General features: G+C 43.7%; 17 protein-coding genes, 2 tRNA genes and 2 pseudogenes. 9 read left to right on the top strand and 12 right to left on the bottom strand.

From position 1 onward, the window contains the following. A pseudogene (locus tag M917_RS07250) lies at positions 1 to 384 on the top strand (hypothetical protein); the annotation flags it as partial. Here the strand turns inward: M917_RS07250 and M917_RS07245 are convergent. The 8 genes and pseudogenes from M917_RS07245 to recN form a co-directional block, all read right to left on the bottom strand. Continuing rightward, positions 376 to 1,595 (bottom strand): annotated as a pseudogene (locus tag M917_RS07245) (IS256 family transposase). The pseudogenes M917_RS07250 and M917_RS07245 sit on opposite strands and share 9 nt — an antisense overlap. A 384-nt stretch (positions 1,596 to 1,979) precedes the next feature. Then, a complete protein-coding gene (locus M917_RS07240; RefSeq protein WP_021814152.1) occupies positions 1,980 to 2,318 on the bottom strand; it encodes a DUF3817 domain-containing protein in 339 nt (112 codons plus the stop codon). Between the two features lie 44 nt (positions 2,319 to 2,362). Beyond that, positions 2,363 to 3,301 (bottom strand): site-specific tyrosine recombinase XerD, encoded by a 939-nt coding sequence (gene xerD / locus M917_RS07235; protein WP_021814151.1) that lies wholly within the window; start codon positions 3,299 to 3,301, stop codon positions 2,363 to 2,365. Between the two features lie 98 nt (positions 3,302 to 3,399). Beyond that, positions 3,400 to 3,726, bottom strand: coding sequence for a sulfurtransferase TusA (gene tusA / locus M917_RS07230; protein ID WP_021814150.1), 327 nt, complete (start codon positions 3,724 to 3,726; stop codon positions 3,400 to 3,402). Positions 3,727 to 3,825: 99 nt separating this feature from the next. Then, positions 3,826 to 4,296 carry a hypothetical protein gene (locus tag M917_RS07225; RefSeq protein WP_021814149.1) on the bottom strand — a complete coding sequence of 157 codons (471 nt, stop codon included), beginning with the start codon at positions 4,294 to 4,296 and terminating at the stop codon, positions 3,826 to 3,828. Between the two features lie 144 nt (positions 4,297 to 4,440). Further along, complete coding sequence (ruvX, locus tag M917_RS07220; protein ID WP_021814148.1) at positions 4,441 to 4,971, bottom strand: Holliday junction resolvase RuvX; 531 nt, start codon at positions 4,969 to 4,971, stop codon at positions 4,441 to 4,443. Positions 4,972 to 5,020: 49 nt separating this feature from the next. After that, complete coding sequence (locus M917_RS07215; protein WP_021814147.1) at positions 5,021 to 5,584, bottom strand: YqgE/AlgH family protein; 564 nt, start codon at positions 5,582 to 5,584, stop codon at positions 5,021 to 5,023. 114 nt (positions 5,585 to 5,698) lie between these two features. Then, positions 5,699 to 7,378, bottom strand: coding sequence for a DNA repair protein RecN (gene recN / locus M917_RS07210; protein ID WP_021814146.1), 1,680 nt, complete (start codon positions 7,376 to 7,378; stop codon positions 5,699 to 5,701). Positions 7,379 to 7,954: 576 nt separating this feature from the next. Here recN and ppnP point away from each other — a divergent pair. Together ppnP and rlmB are read left to right on the top strand one after the other, a co-directional pair. Then, positions 7,955 to 8,290, top strand: coding sequence for a pyrimidine/purine nucleoside phosphorylase (gene ppnP / locus M917_RS07205; protein ID WP_021814145.1), 336 nt, complete (start codon positions 7,955 to 7,957; stop codon positions 8,288 to 8,290). A 221-nt stretch (positions 8,291 to 8,511) separates the two neighbouring features. Then, positions 8,512 to 9,282 (top strand): 23S rRNA (guanosine(2251)-2'-O)-methyltransferase RlmB, encoded by a 771-nt coding sequence (gene rlmB, locus M917_RS07200; RefSeq protein ID WP_021814144.1) that lies wholly within the window; start codon positions 8,512 to 8,514, stop codon positions 9,280 to 9,282. Here rlmB and coaE read toward each other — a convergent pair. From coaE to pilB, 4 genes are all read right to left on the bottom strand, one after another. Further along, on the bottom strand, positions 9,245 to 9,937 hold the full coding sequence (gene coaE, locus M917_RS07195; protein ID WP_021814143.1) for a dephospho-CoA kinase: 693 nt from the start codon (positions 9,935 to 9,937) through the stop codon (positions 9,245 to 9,247). The two genes, rlmB and coaE, sit on opposite strands and share 38 nt — an antisense overlap. A gap of 266 nt (positions 9,938 to 10,203) precedes the next feature. Next, entirely contained in the window at positions 10,204 to 11,106 is a 903-nt protein-coding gene (locus tag M917_RS07190) for a prepilin peptidase (protein WP_021814142.1), read from the bottom strand. Positions 11,107 to 11,113: 7 nt separating this feature from the next. Continuing rightward, entirely contained in the window at positions 11,114 to 12,337 is a 1,224-nt protein-coding gene (locus M917_RS07185) for a type II secretion system F family protein (protein ID WP_021814141.1), read from the bottom strand. A 218-nt stretch (positions 12,338 to 12,555) separates the two neighbouring features. Next, on the bottom strand, positions 12,556 to 14,265 hold the full coding sequence (pilB, locus tag M917_RS07180; protein ID WP_021814140.1) for a type IV-A pilus assembly ATPase PilB: 1,710 nt from the start codon (positions 14,263 to 14,265) through the stop codon (positions 12,556 to 12,558). 345 nt (positions 14,266 to 14,610) lie between these two features. Here pilB and tpiA point away from each other — a divergent pair, with 345 nt between their 5' ends. The 6 genes from tpiA to nusA all read left to right on the top strand — a co-directional run bounded on the left by tpiA (position 14,611) and on the right by nusA (position 19,088). Next, positions 14,611 to 15,423: a triose-phosphate isomerase gene (gene tpiA / locus M917_RS07175; protein WP_021814139.1), complete on the top strand. Its 813-nt coding sequence runs from the start codon at positions 14,611 to 14,613 to the stop codon at positions 15,421 to 15,423. 354 nt (positions 15,424 to 15,777) lie between these two features. Beyond that, a complete protein-coding gene (secG, locus tag M917_RS07170) occupies positions 15,778 to 16,086 on the top strand; it encodes a preprotein translocase subunit SecG (RefSeq protein ID WP_021814138.1) in 309 nt (102 codons plus the stop codon). Between the two features lie 141 nt (positions 16,087 to 16,227). Next, a tRNA-Leu gene (locus tag M917_RS07165) sits at positions 16,228 to 16,311 on the top strand. A 125-nt stretch (positions 16,312 to 16,436) separates the two neighbouring features. Next, positions 16,437 to 16,513: transfer RNA gene (locus M917_RS07160), tRNA-Met, on the top strand. A gap of 453 nt (positions 16,514 to 16,966) precedes the next feature. Then, positions 16,967 to 17,467, top strand: coding sequence for a ribosome maturation factor RimP (rimP, locus tag M917_RS07155; RefSeq protein WP_021814136.1), 501 nt, complete (start codon positions 16,967 to 16,969; stop codon positions 17,465 to 17,467). Between the two features lie 136 nt (positions 17,468 to 17,603). Next, positions 17,604 to 19,088: a transcription termination factor NusA gene (gene nusA / locus M917_RS07150; RefSeq protein WP_021814135.1), complete on the top strand. Its 1,485-nt coding sequence runs from the start codon at positions 17,604 to 17,606 to the stop codon at positions 19,086 to 19,088. Positions 19,089 to 19,181 lie beyond the last annotated feature (93 nt).

The raw sequence follows: 19,181 nt of genomic DNA, 5'->3' as shown, positions 1-19,181 counted from the left end.
ATGTGGGAGGAGTCAAATAAGTACACGGACTACCCTAAAGATAAAGCAGGAGAGTTGATAGTGGATCTATATTCTTATTGGAGTCATAAGGATATGTACCGTGAAAAAGTTGCTATAAGAACAGTGGGTAGAATTGGAAAATGGTATAGATATATTATTGAGTTGTATTGTTTTTTTGAAAATAAAATGATGAGTCGTCGTAAGATTACTAAAGAATTAACTGCTGAACTTAAACGAATAAAAAATTATAGCGATGCGAATTTTTCAGTAAACAAAGGTTACTTTTTATACTTTGCAGTAGACGGGTATAACGAAGGTGATGATTACCCAGTAGGCTATAAGGGGAGACCATCCCACATTCTGTGTAACTGCCATTTAGATTAAATGCTTACTGATGCGATCATCAAACATAATCATAAAGCGATTCAAAGCAGACGTCCAGTTACGGATTGGCATCGACCATTTTTTGGATGCCTGCTGCGTTGCTAAGTACACTACTTTGAATGCTGCCTGATCAGACGGGAACACTTTACGCTTATTCACCGCCGTACGAATCACACTGTTTAGCGACTCAATAGCGTTGGTGGTATATATGACTTTTCTGATGTCTTTAGGGTAACCAAAGAACACCGTTAAACCCTCCCAGTTATTGCGCCAAGACTTAACCACGTGCGGGTAATCCTTACCCCACACCTCATCGAAATGCTCGAGATTGGCTTCTGCTATCTCGAGGGTATCCGCACCGTAGATGGCCTTTAAATCAGCCGCTACTGCCTTCTTATCCGTCCACGGTACGAACTTCATCGAATAGCGCACCATATGCACGATACACAGCTGAACCTGTGCCTTTGGATAAACGGTATTGATAGCATCAGGAAAGCCCTTTAAACCATCAACACAGGCAATAATGATATCTTGCACCCCGCGGTTTTGTAGCTCAGTGAGAACACCAAGCCAGAACTTAGCGCCCTCATTCTCTGATAGCCACATACCAAGTAGCTCTTTTTTACCATCAAGTCCCACGCCTAAGGCTAGATAAATAGCCTTGTTGATGATCTGCTTGTCTTGTCTTGACGTACCTTAACGATAATGCAGTCCAAATAGACGATAGGATAGATGCTGCTCAGCGGCCTGTTCTGCCAAGCGGTGATGTCATCAATGATGTTGTCGGTCACTCTTGAGACAAGAGAGCTGGATATATCAACATCGTAGATGTCTTTGATGGTCTCTACAATCTCGTTGGTGGTTTGACCCTTGGCGTAAAACATGATTATTTTATCATCAAGGCCACTGACACGGGTTTGGTGCTTACGCACTAAGGTGGGTTCAAAAGCGCCGTCACGGTCTCTTGGGGTGGAGATCTCAAGATCGCCTGTGTCACTGCGGACGGTCTTTTTAGTGTGCCCGTTACGCTTATTAGGCTTGTCTGCCTTCTCATGCTTAGGATAGCCTAGATGATCTTCCATCTCAGCTTCAAGGGCAGTGTCGATGAAGGATTGCATGAGCTGCTTCTGAAAGTCTTTGATATCATCGAAGCTGTTCATGCTACCAGCCATTTGCTCGGCCAGGACCAAAATGTCAGATTGAGTAGTCATTGCTTATTCTCCTGTTATTGGATTATAAGCAGTTACACACTTTTTAGGAAAGGCTCTATAAGGGCGCTACCAAAATAGGCGATTACTTCCGCCATCTTGTGCCTACAGTCTACGCGTCTATTGAGGACTTTCCACAAGAGCTTTGGCACGGTATCGCCGTTTCAGACACTTTAGATTTTACCAAAGATAGAGTGCTTGATAATGATAAGATCAACACCTATTTTCTTAGGAATTATCACAATTAATAAGAGTAAAGAGTGGTTGATCCATTCATTGGTCAACTTATAAATCAATACTATGTACTTATTGTCTTCCGCATGCAATGTCTACCATTTCGCCATCACTACATACGGGTAGATTCACGTTCCCAAAAAACTTTTAATCTTATCCTCTCAAACGCTTCTTTAATAAATGATCAAATATAAACGGTCCAAATGGCAAAAACGAGCCAAGGACACCGGCAGGCAATGCCCAAAGCGGCATTTTTATTTTGCTCGCCGTGATAATCAGCACCAAGATATAAGCCACGAATAGCGCCCCATGTGCCATACCGACATAACTCACCGCTTCAGGAATGCCCAGCATATATTTGAGTGGCATGGCGATACCCAGCAGCAACAAAAAAGAAGTGCCTTCCAAATATCCCATAATGGTCAGTTTTTTGAGAGCAAAGTTTTGCTCTTTGGTTAAGGCGGGCACGGGAGACGGCTGAGCTTGCAACACGGTATAGTCCTCTGAAGATGATGTATAAATATTTGGTGTTAACGTTAACCACGTGGGTGATGCGCGGCATGCAATTGTTGCAATCTCGCCGTCGCCACATGCGTATAAATTTGCGTGGTGGACAAATCGCTATGACCGAGCAATAACTGCACGCTACGTAAGTCCGCACCATGATTGAGCAAATGGGTGGCAAAAGCATGACGTAGCGTATGCGGTGACAGTTCTTTGTCGATACTGGCGATTTGCGCGTATTTCTTAAGCAAGTACCAAAAGTTTTGCCGCGTCATATAACCGCCTTGTGCCGTCAAAAACACTGCTTGGCAATTGCCCGATTTTAAATGTGCAATCAAATCACCGCGTCCATGAGACAGATAATCTTCCAATGCATCAGCCGCGTATTCGCCTAGGGGAACCAGTCTTGTTTTATTGCCTTTGCCCGTGATCTGTAGCCAGCCAGAATTCAAATTCACTTGTTCAAGCGATAAATTAATCAACTCGCTCACACGCAGACCGCAGGCATAGAGCACTTCTAGCATGGCTTTATCCCGCAGACCTAGCGCGGTGCTGGTGTCAGGTGCAGCCAATAAGTTATCGACATCACCTTCGCTCAAATCTTTTGGTAATGGTCGCCCAAGTTTTGGACTTTTAATCCGCTCGCAGGGATTGTCTTCACGTAGATTGCTGGCGATCATCCACAAATAAAACTGACGCAAACTTGAGAGCATACGCGCTTGAGTGCGCGGGGTTTTGCCATCTTGAGTGAGGAGGGATAAGCAATGCAGCACATCGTCAGGCTGCCACCGTGTCAGAGCAATAGGATTGGTCAACTCACAAGAGCGCAGGTCACGGACATAAGCATTACGGGTACGCGTTGCCAGACCACGTGCCAACATAGCTTGACGAAACTCTGTCATATAAGTCGGCTCATCATCGACTGCCAATGCTTTAGGCTGTCGTTGCTGCACGGCGCGATCACGGCTCATAAGACAGTTCTCAATAAGTGGTCAAAGGTTGCTATATAGTCGATACTGAAAAAAATAGATACATGGCGTTATGACACGCGACTGGTATCAATGTTCCTTTACGCGGTTTTCTTTTTAACCAAGTAACGATAAAGCGTGGCATTTATAGGCGCATCATCATCACTAGCAACCGTGATTTCATCAGGATCTATAGTCAAGCTCACGTTTTGCGCCAATGTTTCTTGATTCAAGAGCTCATGACCCAAATGACGACAAAAATTAGGGATGTCGCGGGTAGTGGCGGGATCAGTGGCGAGTATTTCAATCACCTCACCGCCTTCCGCTTGACGAATGACTCGGTGTAGCATCATGACGGGCTCAGGACAGATCAGTCCTTGGGTGTCTAGATGATGGCTGATAGACGTTTGCATGGTAGATGTGGTCATAATAGTCATTTTGAATTAAAAAGGTAAATTAGAAGGGTGAGCTAAAAGAGTTTTTGCGATGCATTCGATGATGTACTTTCATTCGCGTCTTTATGTTTCTCAGGCGGTCTCAGCGTCTTCCTGCATTTCTAAGAAGTTAAAGAAGCGCTTAAAAGTTACTTTGAATAAAAAAGCCACGCCCAGCCAGCAGGACAATCCTAACCATGCGGTGTTGGAAAGTAGTAACTCACCGACCAAGATAATGGTCGATACGCCAATACTCATGGCAATCATCGATGGTTGATTCAAACGATAACGATAAACCACCAATGCATCATAAATAGTAATAGGTATCGTGAGGGCGACCAAGGCGTATGGTAAGTTATAAAACAATTGATAGAGTAGCTGATTGTCATGGAACGCTTTAATGCTGGCAATAGTGCCAAAGACTACAAAGGCAAGAATGGCGGCATAAATGAGATAAATGGCCACTTGGTTTGCACGCTGTGCGCCTTTGATACGGGCAATAGCAAGCGGTGCAAAACCATGTTGCGAATTGTTGTGCAAGGCTTGGTCTGAGACAGTGGTCATAATATCGTGTATTCCATTTTATTCAGTACAGTCATGTCAATTTAAAAGGGATACAGCAGGACTGGGGCAAATGCTTTGTATCTATTTTATTTAGTATCGACTATAGCGTCTTAACAAGGCGTGATAGCCACATTTATCACTTATTTAATCGACTTTGATAGCGTCAATAGCGATACTACTATGAGGATCAGCAAAATAAGTCGACATCAGAATACAAGCAGAGATATCATCAATTGGGTCGCGCTCATGCTTAATCCAACCATTCTCCCACGCTATTTCCCGAGCGGCGACTGAGGTTAGGCGCTCATCACACAGTGACACAGTCACTGGTAGATGCTGCTCCATGACTCTATGCGCTAGGCGACGGGCGAATTTGTGCGCACGCTTGGAGAGCATCGAGCTGCTGCCATTCATATTCAGTGGCAGACCCACTATCACTTGTGCCACGCCCCATACCTTAATTATACCGAGTAGATTGTCCCAATCAGGTTGACCATTGTTCATCACCAAAATATCAAAGGCACGCGCCGTTTCGGTAATGGTATTACCAAGTGCCATGCCCATTTTTTTGACACCGTAATCTAGTGCCAAGATAAGATGCGGTTTGATGGGTGGCTCAGCGATACTATCCTCTATATCGGTCGTTGTGGCTGTCGCGAGCGTACTGTCTATCATGGTAAAAAGTATTTCCTATTTTATAACCGTATTCATTGAGCCTATGAAATTAGGCATGACCAATATCACTGCTAAGATAGTCAAAATTGACACCAATCTTGTCAGCAGCCATCTGCCAACGTTCTTCAAATGGCGTATCAAACAATAAATTTAAATCGGCCGGGCACACTAACCAGTCACCATTATCAAGCTCTTGTTCCAATTGTTTTTTACCCCAACTGGCATGACCCAAGCACAGCTGGTAATGACCAACGCCTTGACCAGCGGCAATAAGTTTAAGAATATCTTGGCTGGTGGTGATACAGACGTTTTCTGAAATAGCAAAAGAAGACGCCCATTCAGGTTGTCCCGTATGCAGCACAAAACCGACCTCAGGATACATGGGGCCGCCTTCTAACGCCAGATCCTCCATCACTTGCGAGTCAGTCACCTCAATATTCAAATCTTCTAAGAGTTTACCCACACGAGATTGCTCTAATGGACGATTGACTATAAGGCCTAGCGCACCGTATTTATCATGGCGACAAATATAAATCAAAGCCTGCTCAAACCTTGGGTCTGACAGTTCTGGTGCCGCAATTAAGAAATGATGAGTCAAATTGGCTTTAGACATAGAAACAAACGCAACCGAATGATAAAGGTGAGACACTACTATATGGCGATAACGAGTATAAAATCAACCAAAGCAACTATTTGCCACTGATTGCCAATCTATTCTACTTATGGCTTATTTGACATCGCTTAATAAACTACGAGCATGGTCACGAGTGACATTGGTGATGGTCACGCCGCCGGACATGCGTGCCAGCTCATCGACTTGCGCATCATCTGTCAGGATCAACAGCTCGCTTTCCGTCTGCTCTTGGTGATGTTTTTGTACCAAAATATGCTGATGCGCTTGTGCCGCGACTTGTGCTTGGTGAGTAATAGCGAGCAATTGCTGCGTTTGCCCAAGCGCACGTAGCAGCTCACCGACCACTTGTGCCGTACCGCCACTGATACCAACATCCACCTCATCGAACACCAGCATAGGCTTGGCAGCATTGGTGTCGGCATTGGTCGCCTGTAGGACTTGCATGACCAGTGCCATGCGTGACAATTCACCACCTGAGGCGATCTTATGTAGTGGTTGCATCGGCATGCCCACATTGGCACTGAATAATAAATCAATATCAAAGCAGCCTTGCGCACTATATTGGTTAGGATCTGTTTTTTTGGTAAAGACAAACTCACAGCGTGCATTGGGTAGGGCCAGCGGTTGTAATTGCTCAACCAGCTGCTTGCTGACCATCGGAGCAGCTTTTGCGCGCTCTTCATTTAACTGCGTCGCTAGTGCCAGATAGTCTTGCCAAGCTTGCTCAATTTGTGCCGCCATCGCATCACTGCTTGGCTCGTTTTCTAGCTGCGCTAATTGAGTTTCCCAGCCTTTTGCTTCATTAATCAAGTCAGCTGCTGGCAAGCTATGCTTACGTGACAAACGATGTCCTAAGCTGATTAGATTGTCTAATGCTTGCAAACGTTCAGGGTCAGGCAATTGTTGTTCGGCATAATCTGACAGTAAAGCGGTTACTTCAGTGATTTGCTGCTGCGCCAGATACAGCTGTTCGGAGGCTTGCTCAAAGGTTTGACTGACACCTATTTGATGGTCGCAAAGCTTGATAGCCTGTCCTAGCAGCGTCATGACATCTGGCTCATCCGTATCATTGTCAAGCAAATGCAAACCATGACTGGCCTCGAGCATTAATGCCTCAATATTAGACAGCTCTTCGTGCTCTGCTTCGACCTCCGTATAGTCCACCGCCAATAAAGGCGCAATATCTGCCAGTTGGCTTTGCAAAAGTTGGATACGGTCTTGGCGCTGCGCTTCACGGCTGGCAATATCATCCGCTTGGCGTTTGAGCTGTTGATATTGCTGATAGCTGCTAGCTGTTTGCGCCGCAAGAGGCGTTATCTGTGCCATCTCATCAAGCCACTGCACCACAAATTGCGGTTTTAACAAGGCTTGCTGTGCATGTTGGCTATGAATATTGACCAGTAATGATCCCAAGCTTTTTAGTTCAGCCAAACTGACTGGCGAGCCATTTAGCCAAGCCTTTGAGCGCCCTGTATTGCTTAATTGACGACGAATCAATACTTCTGGCTCTTCTAGCGCTCGATCATTCTTTGCAAACCACTCTGCGATGATGTGGTTGTTTTCTACATCAAACTGCGCGTAGATATCTGCATGTGCCGCGCCATGTCTAACCATCGCACTGTCTGCACGCTCGCCTGCACATAACGATAGGGCATCAAGCAATAGCGACTTGCCAGCGCCTGTCTCGCCAGTGATGACATTAAAGCCCCCAGCTACGTTCAGCTCATGCTGCGCGATTAATGCAAACTGATGTAAAGTTAGTGATACTAGCATCAATGCCTCTCATGACAGACAATGAACCTCGCCTATAATACTGGGAAGCCATATCTAAAATAGGATAAATAAAAGAATGAGATAACTCAGTGAATAGAGTGAAATAGACAACCACGCTTGGCAAATATTATGGTGTGAAATGCACCTAAATACAAATAATAAAGGCAGTAAATACAATAAATTGGTTTGGAAGGTGTCGCATTAAACAGAATTTCCTAGTCGCTTTAACAAACTTTATAGATATAATGTGGTAGCATAATCTCACATAATGATAAACTCTTATGACAACGACTTTGCATGATGACTATGAGTCATCATCTCGTAAAATTAGAGTAATATAGTAAAAAGGGTGTGCAACCCAGTCATCAAGTCAAAACCTTTTCATAGAACTTGTCTCTATAGTTAGAGCGCAGGTATCTAATATAAATATAAAAGAATACAGCCATAAAATACATAGTATTTAGGATAGCGCGATTTTCTAAAAGCACTTATGCTAAACGTATTTTGATGCTAACGATACTTCAATCTGTTACTTATTTTTTAGTTTTGCCATAATTATTTGATAAGGAAGCCACTATGACAGCGGCGCAATTTACTAATGTAACCGTCAATGCCCAAGCGACGATATCTTATGATGGTCGTTGTTCGAGCCATACCATCATGTTTGAGGACGGTCGCCACAAAACCTTGGGCGTGATTTTGCCTTGTGACAATTTAGTTGATCACTATCACTTTAGCACCAACACCTCCGAGCGTATCGAAATTATCAGCGGTGAATGTGAGGTAAAAATAAACGGTGATGAGGAATTTGCTTACTACCGTGCTGGTCAATCATTTGTGGTTGAAGGCAATAGTGGTTTTAATCTACGCACCGAAGAGATTGTTCAGTACGTCTGCCACTTAGAAGGCTAGGTTACTGACAGCAAGGTGATGTAAGAGTCGTCACTGCGTGATTTATCAAACATCGATCATAAATAGCTCAAAATATAAACAATATCAGATTGGTATTGTTTATTTCTTTTTTGGCTGACGTTATTGTTAACCTGTCTGCATTTGGTTGTTACAATCACCGCCATGTCTTTTTTATGCTATCGCCTTGCGCGATATTCACTTTATACTCAGTAGGCTTCTTTATGGCAAAACCCATTTATTTTTATGGTATTCACGCAATTGATGCGTTACTAGAACATCGCCCTCTTGATGGGCTTAGCTTATTTGTCCAGCAAGGACGCGAGAGTGACAGCCATGTACAAGCTATTATGGCGCAAGCTGAAGCTAATGGGATCAGTATTCAACCGACCCAAAAAGACAAACTTACGCAATTGTGTGGTAGCCCGCAACATCAAGGCGTTGTCCTGAATGCTCGTCCGCTAGGCTTCGCCGATGCAGGCTTGCTTGATACGATTGCTGGCCGTGAACAGTGTTTGTTGTTGGTGCTCGATCAAATCACCGATGCTCACAATTTTGGTGCTTGCTTGCGTACCGCCGTGGCAATGGGTGTCGATGCAGTGGTTTGTCCAAAACACCATGCGGCCAGCTTAACGCCAACCGTTGCCAAGGTATCGGTTGGCGCCGCAGAGATGATGCCGATTATTAGCGTCACCAATTTGGCACGTACGCTATCACAAATCAAACAGGCAGGCGTATTTGTCTTTGGTACCGCGCTTAATGCCGATGCCAAGCCAATACACGCTGCTGATTTGACTGGCAAGACAGCCATTATTATGGGTTCAGAAGGAGAGGGCATGCGCCGCCTAACTACTGAAAGCTGTGATGAGCTGGTTTATATCCCAATGTCAGGCAATGAGCATGGCAATCTACAAAGCTTGAATGTGAGTGTGGCCACTGGTATGGCACTATATGAGGTCAATCGGCAGCGTACTTTAGCTGCTGGGCAAGCGTAAGATATTCTTGATGTAAGGGCTCAAGCTTAACGTAAAGAGAAGCTAAGTCACTTTCATTGAGGATGACATGATCTGCATAGCGATTGCGTTCTTCTCGGCTAAGCTGGTTGGTCATAATCGCTTTAATCTTGTGTACGCTTTGCTCATCGCGTCGGCTGGCACGTGCAAGCTGAGTTTCTTCAGTGGCATCCATCACCAAGATGCGCTGACATAAATTGGCAAGTCCTGCTTCTGCGCCTTCAATGAGCAGTGGCGCTGACAAAACTGCATAAGGGGAGGTGCTGGTTGCCAATTGTGCTTTTGCAGTTTCGCGTATCGCAGGGTGAGTAATGGCTTCAAGCTCAATCAGCGCTTCAGGATGCGTGAATACGTAGGTTCTTACCGCTGCTCGATTCATCGATCCATCATCATTCAAAACCCAATCCCCAAATTTTTTCTGAATTTTTCGTAGGGTTGAGCTGCCTTTAACGACGATTTCATGCGCAATCACATCTGCATCAATAATATCGATGCCTTGCTCAGCGAACCAAGCACTGGCAGCGGACTTGCCACTGCCGATACCACCGGTTAAACCGACGACCAATGTCTTGCTTTTTGTTTGTGGACTTTGTAATTGATGTGAATAAGGGGCGTTTGAGGCGGTGTGTTTTGGCATATGAATGACTTATTTGATTGATATAGTTGAAATACTTTAAAGTCGCTACAGTCCTGCTAGTGTAAGTTTTCCGTAGCCTCTGGCAGCAACGGCACAGCGAGCAAGAAAAATTTGCACCAGCAGTACGTGTTGTATCGAAATTACTTTTTACCGACTATATAATAGTGAGGGCGGTTACAAACTAAAAAATGGGTCGGCTATGGTTATGAATACAGTTGCAATTCTTGAAAAATCGCTATAATACCGCTATTCATTGATGACATGCCTTAGTAAGTATACATGCCAAGATACCAGCTGACGATATCTGAGCCATACAATAACGCAATGATGCCCGCGATAGCGATGTAAGGGCCAAAAGCAAACGGTCGACTTTCACCTTGTTTTTTTATCAGAATCAGGCCAACGATTGAGCCCAGTAAAGAAGACAATAAAATAATCAATGGCAACATCAAGGGTCCAAGCCAAGCACCCATTACAGCCAATAGCTTGAAATCTCCTTGTCCCATACCGTGTTTTTTAGTGATTAAATAAAAGATTTTCACCACTATCCACAACGACAAAAATCCAAGTAATAGACCCCAAATAGATTGAGTAGGGGAAACAAACCAACTTTGTGAATTTACCGCCAGTCCTAAGCCTGCTAATGGAAAGGTTAGGCGATCGGGTAGTAGCTGCGTATCAAAATCAATACCGGTCAAGGCAATGAGTGTCCATACTAAAATTAATGCTGATACACCAGTTGCACTGACGCCGAACTGATAAATGACCAATACGGAGAGCAGAGCAGTGACGAGCTCAACCACAGGATAGCGGATGCCGATAGCGACCTTGCAATCTGAGCAACGCCCACGCAGTACCAACCAGCTCATCAAAGGAATATTTTCATACCATTTAATATTATGGGCACAGTGCGGGCAGCGTGAGGCGGGTCGACTCAGCGTGATGGGTTGATCGTTTGCGACGATGTTTGCCAGAGGCTGCGTATGTTCGTACGGCATGTCTGCCTGATCCGCCATAAACTGGCTGCACTCTTGTCGCCAGCTGTAGATCATCATCAGCGGGATACGGTGGATAACGACATTCAAAAAGCTGCCAATGCAAAGACCCAATAGACCAAATATGATTAATGCTAGTACCGTATTGTCTTGTAATAATTGTATAAATTGCATCAAATCATTATCCTACTACCGCGCCCATCTGGAAGATTGGCAAGTACATTGCAATCACTAAGCCACCGATTAACACTCCTAATACTGCCATAATGAGGGGTTCCATTAGGCTGGTTAAGCCATCCACTGCATTGTCGACTTCGTTCTCGTAATAGACTGCTACTTTGTCTAGCATCTCTTCCAAGCTACCAGATTCTTCACCAATACCGACCATTTGAATGGCCAAACTTGGAAAGAGATTGGTTGAGCGTATCGAAAATTGCAATTGTTGCCCAGTAGAGACATCGTTTTTGATTTGCTGAATAGCATTATAAAACACGACATTGTTTGCTGCACCCGCCGTAGAATCTAAGGCATCAATGAGTGGTACACCCGCAGCAAAAGTAGTCGATAATGTGCGTGCAAAACGAGCAATTACGGCTTGATAAGCAATGTTACCGAATATGGGCGCTTTTAATGCTGCCCGATCTAGAAAATCGCGAAATTTCTTAGAGCGTTTTTTGGCTTCTGAAAAACCGATGATACTACCACCAATAATGATGATTAAAACAAACCACCAAGCTTGCATCCACTCAGACATAGCAACTACCATTTGGGTGAAAGCAGGGAGCTCAGCACCAAAAGACTCAAATAGGCCCGAAAAAACAGGAACTACTTTAACAAGTAAGATGATAGTCACGATGATGGCCACAACGATAACCGCAATGGGGTATTTCATGGCTTTTTTGATTTTGGCTTTGAGCAATTCGCTCTTTTCTTTATAAGTCGCAACCCGTTCGAGCATGGTTTCTAGCGCCCCAGATTGCTCACCAGACTCAACAAGCGAGCAAAAAAGATCGTCAAAATAACGTGGATGTTTACGCAGCGCTGAAGCAAATGTACCCCCAGCTTCAATATCAGCTTTTATCTGTAACACCAAATCTTTCATACTGGGGTTGTCAAGTGAGTCAGCGACAATTTCAAAAGACTGCGTCAATGGTACGCCTGCTTTCATCATCGTTGCCAATTGACGAGCAAAAATAGCTATATCAATAGGTTTAATGGATTTTTTGAAGGTGTAGAGGGGTTTTGGCTTTTTCTTAATGCCTTTGACCGTAATACCTTGTTTACGTAAGGTCGCTTTGGCCAGCTCTAAACTGCGGCTGGTGGTTTCGCCTTTTATTTTTTGCCCACGCCGGTTCACCCCATCATAGACAAAGTCTAACAGCATATCGGTCTTAGCTTTTGCCATGTTACTACCCTCAAAAATTGTCTCATTGGATATTGCAAAATATAAATGGTGCTTAGCCAATCACACTAAGTTCATTTACTTCATTTTAGCGCAAAAAACCAGTGTCCATCTGTTTTATTTTAAGTTCTTCAGGTAGTGATTATTGTTTGCTAGCAAAATACTCGACCGTAATGCTCAAAGCATTATAAATAATGCGGTGATTTATACGTTAGAGGGTGTTATTCAGAGGTCACGCGCATCATTTCTTGAATGCTGGTTACGCCTTGTAATACTTTTAAAATACCAGAGCGACGCAGGTCCCGAAAGCCATTTTTGAGCGCAGCATCTTTGATATCGATGGCGTTACCGTCTTCCATGATAATTCTTGAGATATCAGGGCTGACTTTCATCACTTCATAAATACCCACACGGCCTTTATAGCCTTCACGGCAGTCATTACAGCCTACAGGCTCGTAAATGGTACTGTCTGGATTGTCTAAATCCGCATTGGTAAACCCCAGCTCAAGCAGGCTTTGACGCGGAATATTGATGGGTTTTTTACAGTTTTTACACAAGCGACGTGCTAATCGCTGGGCGATGACCAAGTTCACTGACGTTGCAATGTTAAAGGAAGCCACGCCCATGTTACGCAGACGCGTTAAGGTCTCGGGTGCTGAGTTAGTATGCAAGGTTGAAAGTACCATGTGGCCTGTTTGTGCTGCTTTAATAGCGATTTCAGCCGTTTCAAGGTCACGAATCTCACCAACCATCACAATATCAGGATCTTGACGGAGAAAAGACTTCAACGCATTGGCAAAGGTCAAACCGACCTTGGGGTTCACGTTGACTTGATTGATGCCTTCTAAGTTGATTTCGACGGGGTCCTCAGCGGTTGAAATATTGGTCGCCCCAGTATTTAAAATATTAATGCCCGTATAAAGTGAGACCGTTTTACCAGAACCTGTCGGCCCCGTAATGAGTAGCATGCCCTGCGGTTTATGTAAGGCCTCCAAAAACATGTCTTTTTGGTCAGGCTCATAACCCAATGCTTCGATACCGAGCATCGCTGATGACGGATCCAAAATACGCAAAACAATTTTTTCACCAAACAGGGTGGGTAAAGAGTTTACCCGAAAATCAATGGCCTTATTTTTAGACAGCTTAAGTTTGATACGTCCATCTTGCGGTACACGGCGCTCTGAGATGTCCATTTGTGACATGACTTTTAGACGAGCAGCAATTTTGCCGGCGAGTTGAACGGGGGGGTTGGACATTTTTTGCATTACGCCATCGACACGAAAGCGCACGCGATAGGTTTTTTCATACGGCTCAAAATGTAAGTCGGACGCACCCATACGAATGGCATCAACCAGCATTTTATTCACAAATTTTACAACGGGTGCTTCATCGACGCTATCCGTTAATTTGGTTTCACCTTCCTCTTCTTCACCCTCATCGAAGCCAACGTTTAAGTCACTGTCCGAGAAGCTGTCAAAACTTTGTATGGTATCAGCGTAAACACTTTCAATACGCCTTTTTAACTTGTCTTCTTCGACGACAATGGTTTCAATAGATAGGCGAGCATTAAAAGCAATGGCATCAATGGCATCTATGCGCGTAGGATCACTTAACGCGACAAACAAACGCTGTCCACGTTTAAATAATGGCAAGGCATTAAATTTGCGAACGATTTTTTCGTCTACTAGGTCTTTTGGAATGACCTCAACGTTTAACGTATCAAGGTCAAATAAAGGATCGCCAAAGGCTTTTGACAGCATCTGAGCAAGATGATAAGCATCGGCCAGTTTGTTGTCTACTAAGTATTGCACCAACCCTATTTGCTGCTGCTGGGCTTGCGTTTGTGCCGTTTTCATATTCGCTTCGTTAATAATACCTTCACTGATTAACTGCTGCGCTAAACCACCATACTTATTCGCTGTGACAGACATTACGACTTCTCCTTAAGACCAAATACGCTGCATACTTACCTGACAGGCACCTACTATTTATCATTTTTAAATAGCGTATGCCATCACTGGCTCATTTTATTAAATTGTGGATAGTATTCTATTCCTTATTGAGTCAATACTATAGAAATTTACTTGATTTTAAAGGCTTTATACAAACCATTCATCCACAAACAATTACTGCTTAGGGCAATATCAAGAAAATGCCAGCTTTGAGAGTCTGTTTCGTTTCTGATAGCGGCATACTATAGCACTTGTGAATTATTTGTTATACTGGCGCGCATATTGGCCGAATTGGCATGAATACACGAGACAAGGTAGATGAGAATGCAAGCTTGGGTAATTGGCAATTGGAAGCAGAATCCAGCAACGAGCCACGACGTCAATGTACTGGTGGATGACTTATTGACGGCGATTCATGCTGAAACGCAAACGGATACATCGCTTTCAAATAATCGCTGCACGTTGATGGTAGCACCAAGCTGTATTCATTTGGCTGCTGTTAGTGCGCGTTTAAAGGACAGTCCAGTGCTGTGCGCTGCACAAGACATTGGCGGCCATAGTGCAAGTACGGGCGCGTATACAGGGGATTGCTCAGCGCAACAAGTCGTAGATGCTGGGGCAACTTGGACGATACTCGGCCACTCTGAACGCCGTCAATATTATAAAGAATCTCATGACAGTCTAGTAAAAAAGCTGACCCATGCATTTAGTCAAAACTTGGGCGTGGTACTGTGTATTGGGGAAACTCAAACAGAATATGATAACAAGCAAACGCTGGAAGTCATCGATACGCAATTATCAGTGATTAAAGACTTGCTTGCCGAGCAGCCAGCATTTATTTCATTGTTATCTGAGCACTTAATCATCGCTTATGAGCCGGTATGGGCGATTGGCACGGGCAAAGTACCAACTGTGACAGAAGTCAGCAACACGCACCAGCATATTAAGCAAACAGTGGCAGGCTTTGCTGAAACATTAGATGCAATGACGGTCTTGTATGGTGGGAGTGTCAATGCCGATAATGCGGACAGCTTTGCGGCAGATCCTATGATTGATGGTGCCTTGGTTGGCGGCGCTTCATTAAAAGCAGACAGCTTTCTAGCGATTGCCAATGCCTTTAATCGTGCAAATGCTTAGTTGGTATAAATAAAGCTCAACCATAGTCATGTAGATATAAAAAAGAGTCAGCGAGACTTGGATAAATTTTTTGTAGCCTCTGGCAGCAACGGCACAGCAAGCAAGAAAAATTTATCCAAGTCTCGCGTTATCGTATCGTGTATCCATTTTATTTGGTATCAACTATATTAAATACTTGCTTTGCCTATGAATTGTCTTTATCAGTTGGCAAAAGTAGGTTTAACAGTGCCCTTGCAATCGTGTACAATGCGCCTTATTTAGTACAATCAATTTGACGTGATTGCACGTGCTTATCAACCATTATTAAGATTTATTTTCCGTTATCGTCGTCATTACGCGGCAAAAGAGGCCACCATGTTTACGTTTATATTAGCCCTGCACATTATCGTGGCGATTGCCATGATCGGCTTGATTTTGATACAGCATGGTAAAGGGGCAGACGCCGGAGCCTCTTTTGGTGCTGGCTCGTCAGGTACGGTATTTGGTGCGGCAGGTACTGCCAACTTTTTAACGCGTGCGACGGCCGTGTTGACGGTCATATTTTTTATTACGAGTATGACCTTGGCGGTACATGCACGTAAGCAGGCCGAGGATCAGTTTCGTTTAGATGCACCAGTGTCAGCCCCACAAACGCCGAGACCATTGACTCAAAACCCTGAGTAAGTGTCTTTTGGTCATGCAGCGCTTGCTATTTTGGTACGTTAGATTTACAATGCGTTTCTGTTTTTACAAGTCTGCTTCTATCGATGCCTACCTTAAGCATCATTACGGATAGATTGGATATTGAGAACAGAGTAGTAAAATGCGATTGTGGTGGAATGGTAGACACGCCATCTTGAGGGGGTGGTGGCGCAAGCTGTGGGGGTTCAAGTCCCCCCAATCGCACCAAGTTTTTATTACGCGGCACAGCGTAAGGTTCTGTTTTATAGTTGTTAATGAGTTCATTTAAATTTTATTTAAAATAAACGTTGACACTTCTAGTAAACCTACCTATAATGTGCGTTCTAGATTGATGCGGGGTGGAGCAGTCTGGTAGCTCGTCGGGCTCATAACCCGAAGGTCGTTGGTTCAAATCCAGCCCCCGCTACCACTTTTTATACTGATGTTTTGTATACTAAATTTGTCAGTAACGATTAGCCCACCATTATGCTTGTGGGTTTTTTTTGTATCTGATGGTCTGTGTTATCGCGGTATCTATCCTACTTGTGCTAAGCTCTAAGTCTATAGAGTACAATACTCTTTGTCACTTGCCGTGACTGGCTTGATTTTCTGAAGCAACACTATCTTTTATTCCTAACTCTTTTATCGATAGTACGGCTTTATGAATAATAAAGGCATTGTCTGGCTGAGCTTGATGTTTTTTGCGCTCATCCCTATATAAATGCACAACACATAAGGATTGTGGTTTAAGATATTGATAGTGACTATCTCTAAGCAAGAGGCAATATCAATAAGAGACAGTTTATAATTAAAAGACAATCAAAAACGTTGATATGGTCTACCAAGTACGATAGACAAGTGAATAGGAAAATATAAATAGATTATGAAGCTTTCGACCAAAGTTGCAGAACTGACTAATATCATTGCCCCTGCCGTAGCTGCTTGCGATGTAGCGTTATGGGGTATAGAATTTGCGCCGCAAGGCCGTCGCTCTTTACTACGTATCTATATCGAGGCATTGCCAGAAGAGCAAGCTCAAGATAAACAAGTGACGATTGAAAACTGTGCAGCGGTGAATCACCAAGTCAGCGGTATTCTAGAAGTTCATGATCCCATCGCTGGTGAGTATATTTTAGAAGTGTCTTCACCAGGTTTTGATCGTGCATTTTTCTCAGATGAGCAAATGCATGGATATGTTGGTCAAAAAGTCAGCTTACGTTTGATTCAAGCCATTGGTGAGGGCGATCAAAAACGCCGCAAAGCAACAGGCACTCTAGACAGTATCGATGCACACTCTTTACATCTGACATCAATTGATGGTGAGCAGTTTGAGATTGCACTAAGTAATATTGATAAAGCCAATTTAGTCTATGAAGATGCTTAATTTTATAAAATTAGGGAACCGCTTATAAATAAGAGGTTTGATCTTAAAATAGCTTATATGGCTTATAGTAAAATATAATACCCATACACAAACTATAAAATTTAAGTCAATTAAAAAATGATAGGACAGGTATAGCATGAGTCGTGAAATCTTAACGGTAGTAGAAACTGTCAGTAATGAAAAGGGCTTAAATCCTGAAGATATCTTTGAAGCCATTGAAGACGCTTTGGTGGTATCGACTAAGAAAAAAGTATACACCGAACAGCCAGAAGTGGCCGTACGAGTTGCTATTGATCGTACAACGGGTGACTACGATACTTATCGTTACTGGACAGTGGTTGCAGACGAAGACCATGAAATGCCCGCTTGTCAGCTTGCTATCACAGACCTTGACCAAGAAGAATGGTCAATTGGCGATATTAAAGAAGAGCAGATTGAGTCGATTGAATTCGGTCGTATTGCTGCCACACAAGCCAAACAAGTTATTATCCAAAAAATCCGTGAAGCTGAACGTGCGCTAGTCGCCGATGCCTTTGAGCCACGTATTGGTGAGATGATGTACGGCGAGGTCAAAAAACAGACCCGTGATGGTTACATTATCGATTTAGGTGATAACGCAGAAGGTTATTTATCACGTGATCAAATGCTGCCACGTGAGCAACTACGGGCAAAATCACGTATCAATGCTATTTTATATCATGTGAATCGTGAAAACCGCGGCGCACAGTTATTACTCTCTCGCACCCATCCTGAAATGCTCTCAGCCTTGATGCAAAAAGAAGTGCCTGAGATTGCAGAACAAATCATTGAAATTCGTAATGTCGCTCGCTTGCCGGGCACGCGTGCTAAAATAGCAGTGAAGACAAACGATCATCGTATTGATCCGGTAGGTGCTTGTATTGGTATGCGTGGTACGCGTATTCAAGCAGTACAACAAGAGCTGGATGGTGAGCGTATTGATGTGGTGGTTTGGTCAGATGATCCTGCTCAATTTATCATCAGTGCGCTAGAGCCAGCTGATGTTAGCAGTATTATCCTAGATGAAGATATGCAAACCGCTGATATTATTTTTAGCACCAACGATCAGTTGGCACGTGCCATTGGCTCACAAGGTCAAAACGTCCGTCTGGCTTCTGAGCTGACAGGCTATAAGCTGAATATGATGCTAGAAGAAGAGTATCAGCAACGTCAGCAAAACGAATCCAAAGCATTCATTGAGTTATTTTATGAACGCCTAGAAGTGGATAAAGACCTAGCTCAGGCCCTTGTCGATATTGGTTTTACCAGTATTGAAGAAGTGGCTTACGTGCCAGTTGAAACCTTCTATGATATTGAAGGGCTCGACGACGAAGCGATTGAGATGATTCAAGAGCGTGCTAAAGAAGTGGTCATCGCTGATGAGCTGGTCAAACAACAAAACATGAAAGAGCCAAGTCAAGAGCTACAAGAGCTTGAAGGTATGACAGTTAGCTGGGCCTATAAAATGGCACAAAAAGACATCATTACCGTTGACGATTTGGCAGAACAAGCCGTCTTCGATCTCGAAGATATCGAAGGTTTAGACTCTGAAACCGCAGGAAAACTCATCATGAAAGCTCGGGAATCTTGGTTCAATGAATAAGCGGTAACTGCATATCGCTGTCTTTTGGTGATATGCTATCGATAATAAAGTGCCGGTATGAACGCAACACAAATACTGGCCTTACCCCAATCA

The organism is Psychrobacter aquaticus CMS 56 (assembly GCF_000471625.1).
Classification (GTDB): Bacteria; Pseudomonadota; Gammaproteobacteria; order Pseudomonadales; family Moraxellaceae; genus Psychrobacter; species Psychrobacter aquaticus.
This window is presented reverse-complemented; position numbering and strand designations above follow the sequence as displayed.

What these genes read in the sequence shown, in the direction of transcription:
- pilB (WP_021814140.1), bottom strand. Translation starts at nt 14,265, where the DNA reads ATGTCTGTCACAGCGAATAAGTATGGTGGTTTAGCGCAGCAGTTAATC.
- rimP (WP_021814136.1), top strand. Translation starts at nt 16,967, where the DNA reads ATGAAGCTTTCGACCAAAGTTGCAGAACTGACTAATATCATTGCCCCT.
- nusA (WP_021814135.1), top strand. Translation starts at nt 17,604, where the DNA reads ATGAGTCGTGAAATCTTAACGGTAGTAGAAACTGTCAGTAATGAAAAG.
- M917_RS07225 (WP_021814149.1), bottom strand. Translation starts at nt 4,296, where the DNA reads ATGACCACTGTCTCAGACCAAGCCTTGCACAACAATTCGCAACATGGT.
- M917_RS07215 (WP_021814147.1), bottom strand. Translation starts at nt 5,584, where the DNA reads ATGTCTAAAGCCAATTTGACTCATCATTTCTTAATTGCGGCACCAGAA.
- coaE (WP_021814143.1), bottom strand. Translation starts at nt 9,937, where the DNA reads ATGCCAAAACACACCGCCTCAAACGCCCCTTATTCACATCAATTACAA.
- rlmB (WP_021814144.1), top strand. Translation starts at nt 8,512, where the DNA reads ATGGCAAAACCCATTTATTTTTATGGTATTCACGCAATTGATGCGTTA.
- recN (WP_021814146.1), bottom strand. Translation starts at nt 7,378, where the DNA reads ATGCTAGTATCACTAACTTTACATCAGTTTGCATTAATCGCGCAGCAT.
- M917_RS07190 (WP_021814142.1), bottom strand. Translation starts at nt 11,106, where the DNA reads ATGCAATTTATACAATTATTACAAGACAATACGGTACTAGCATTAATC.
- secG (WP_021814138.1), top strand. Translation starts at nt 15,778, where the DNA reads ATGTTTACGTTTATATTAGCCCTGCACATTATCGTGGCGATTGCCATG.
- ruvX (WP_021814148.1), bottom strand. Translation starts at nt 4,971, where the DNA reads ATGATAGACAGTACGCTCGCGACAGCCACAACGACCGATATAGAGGAT.
- xerD (WP_021814151.1), bottom strand. Translation starts at nt 3,301, where the DNA reads ATGAGCCGTGATCGCGCCGTGCAGCAACGACAGCCTAAAGCATTGGCA.
- tpiA (WP_021814139.1), top strand. Translation starts at nt 14,611, where the DNA reads ATGCAAGCTTGGGTAATTGGCAATTGGAAGCAGAATCCAGCAACGAGC.
- M917_RS07185 (WP_021814141.1), bottom strand. Translation starts at nt 12,337, where the DNA reads ATGGCAAAAGCTAAGACCGATATGCTGTTAGACTTTGTCTATGATGGG.
- ppnP (WP_021814145.1), top strand. Translation starts at nt 7,955, where the DNA reads ATGACAGCGGCGCAATTTACTAATGTAACCGTCAATGCCCAAGCGACG.
- tusA (WP_021814150.1), bottom strand. Translation starts at nt 3,726, where the DNA reads ATGACCACATCTACCATGCAAACGTCTATCAGCCATCATCTAGACACC.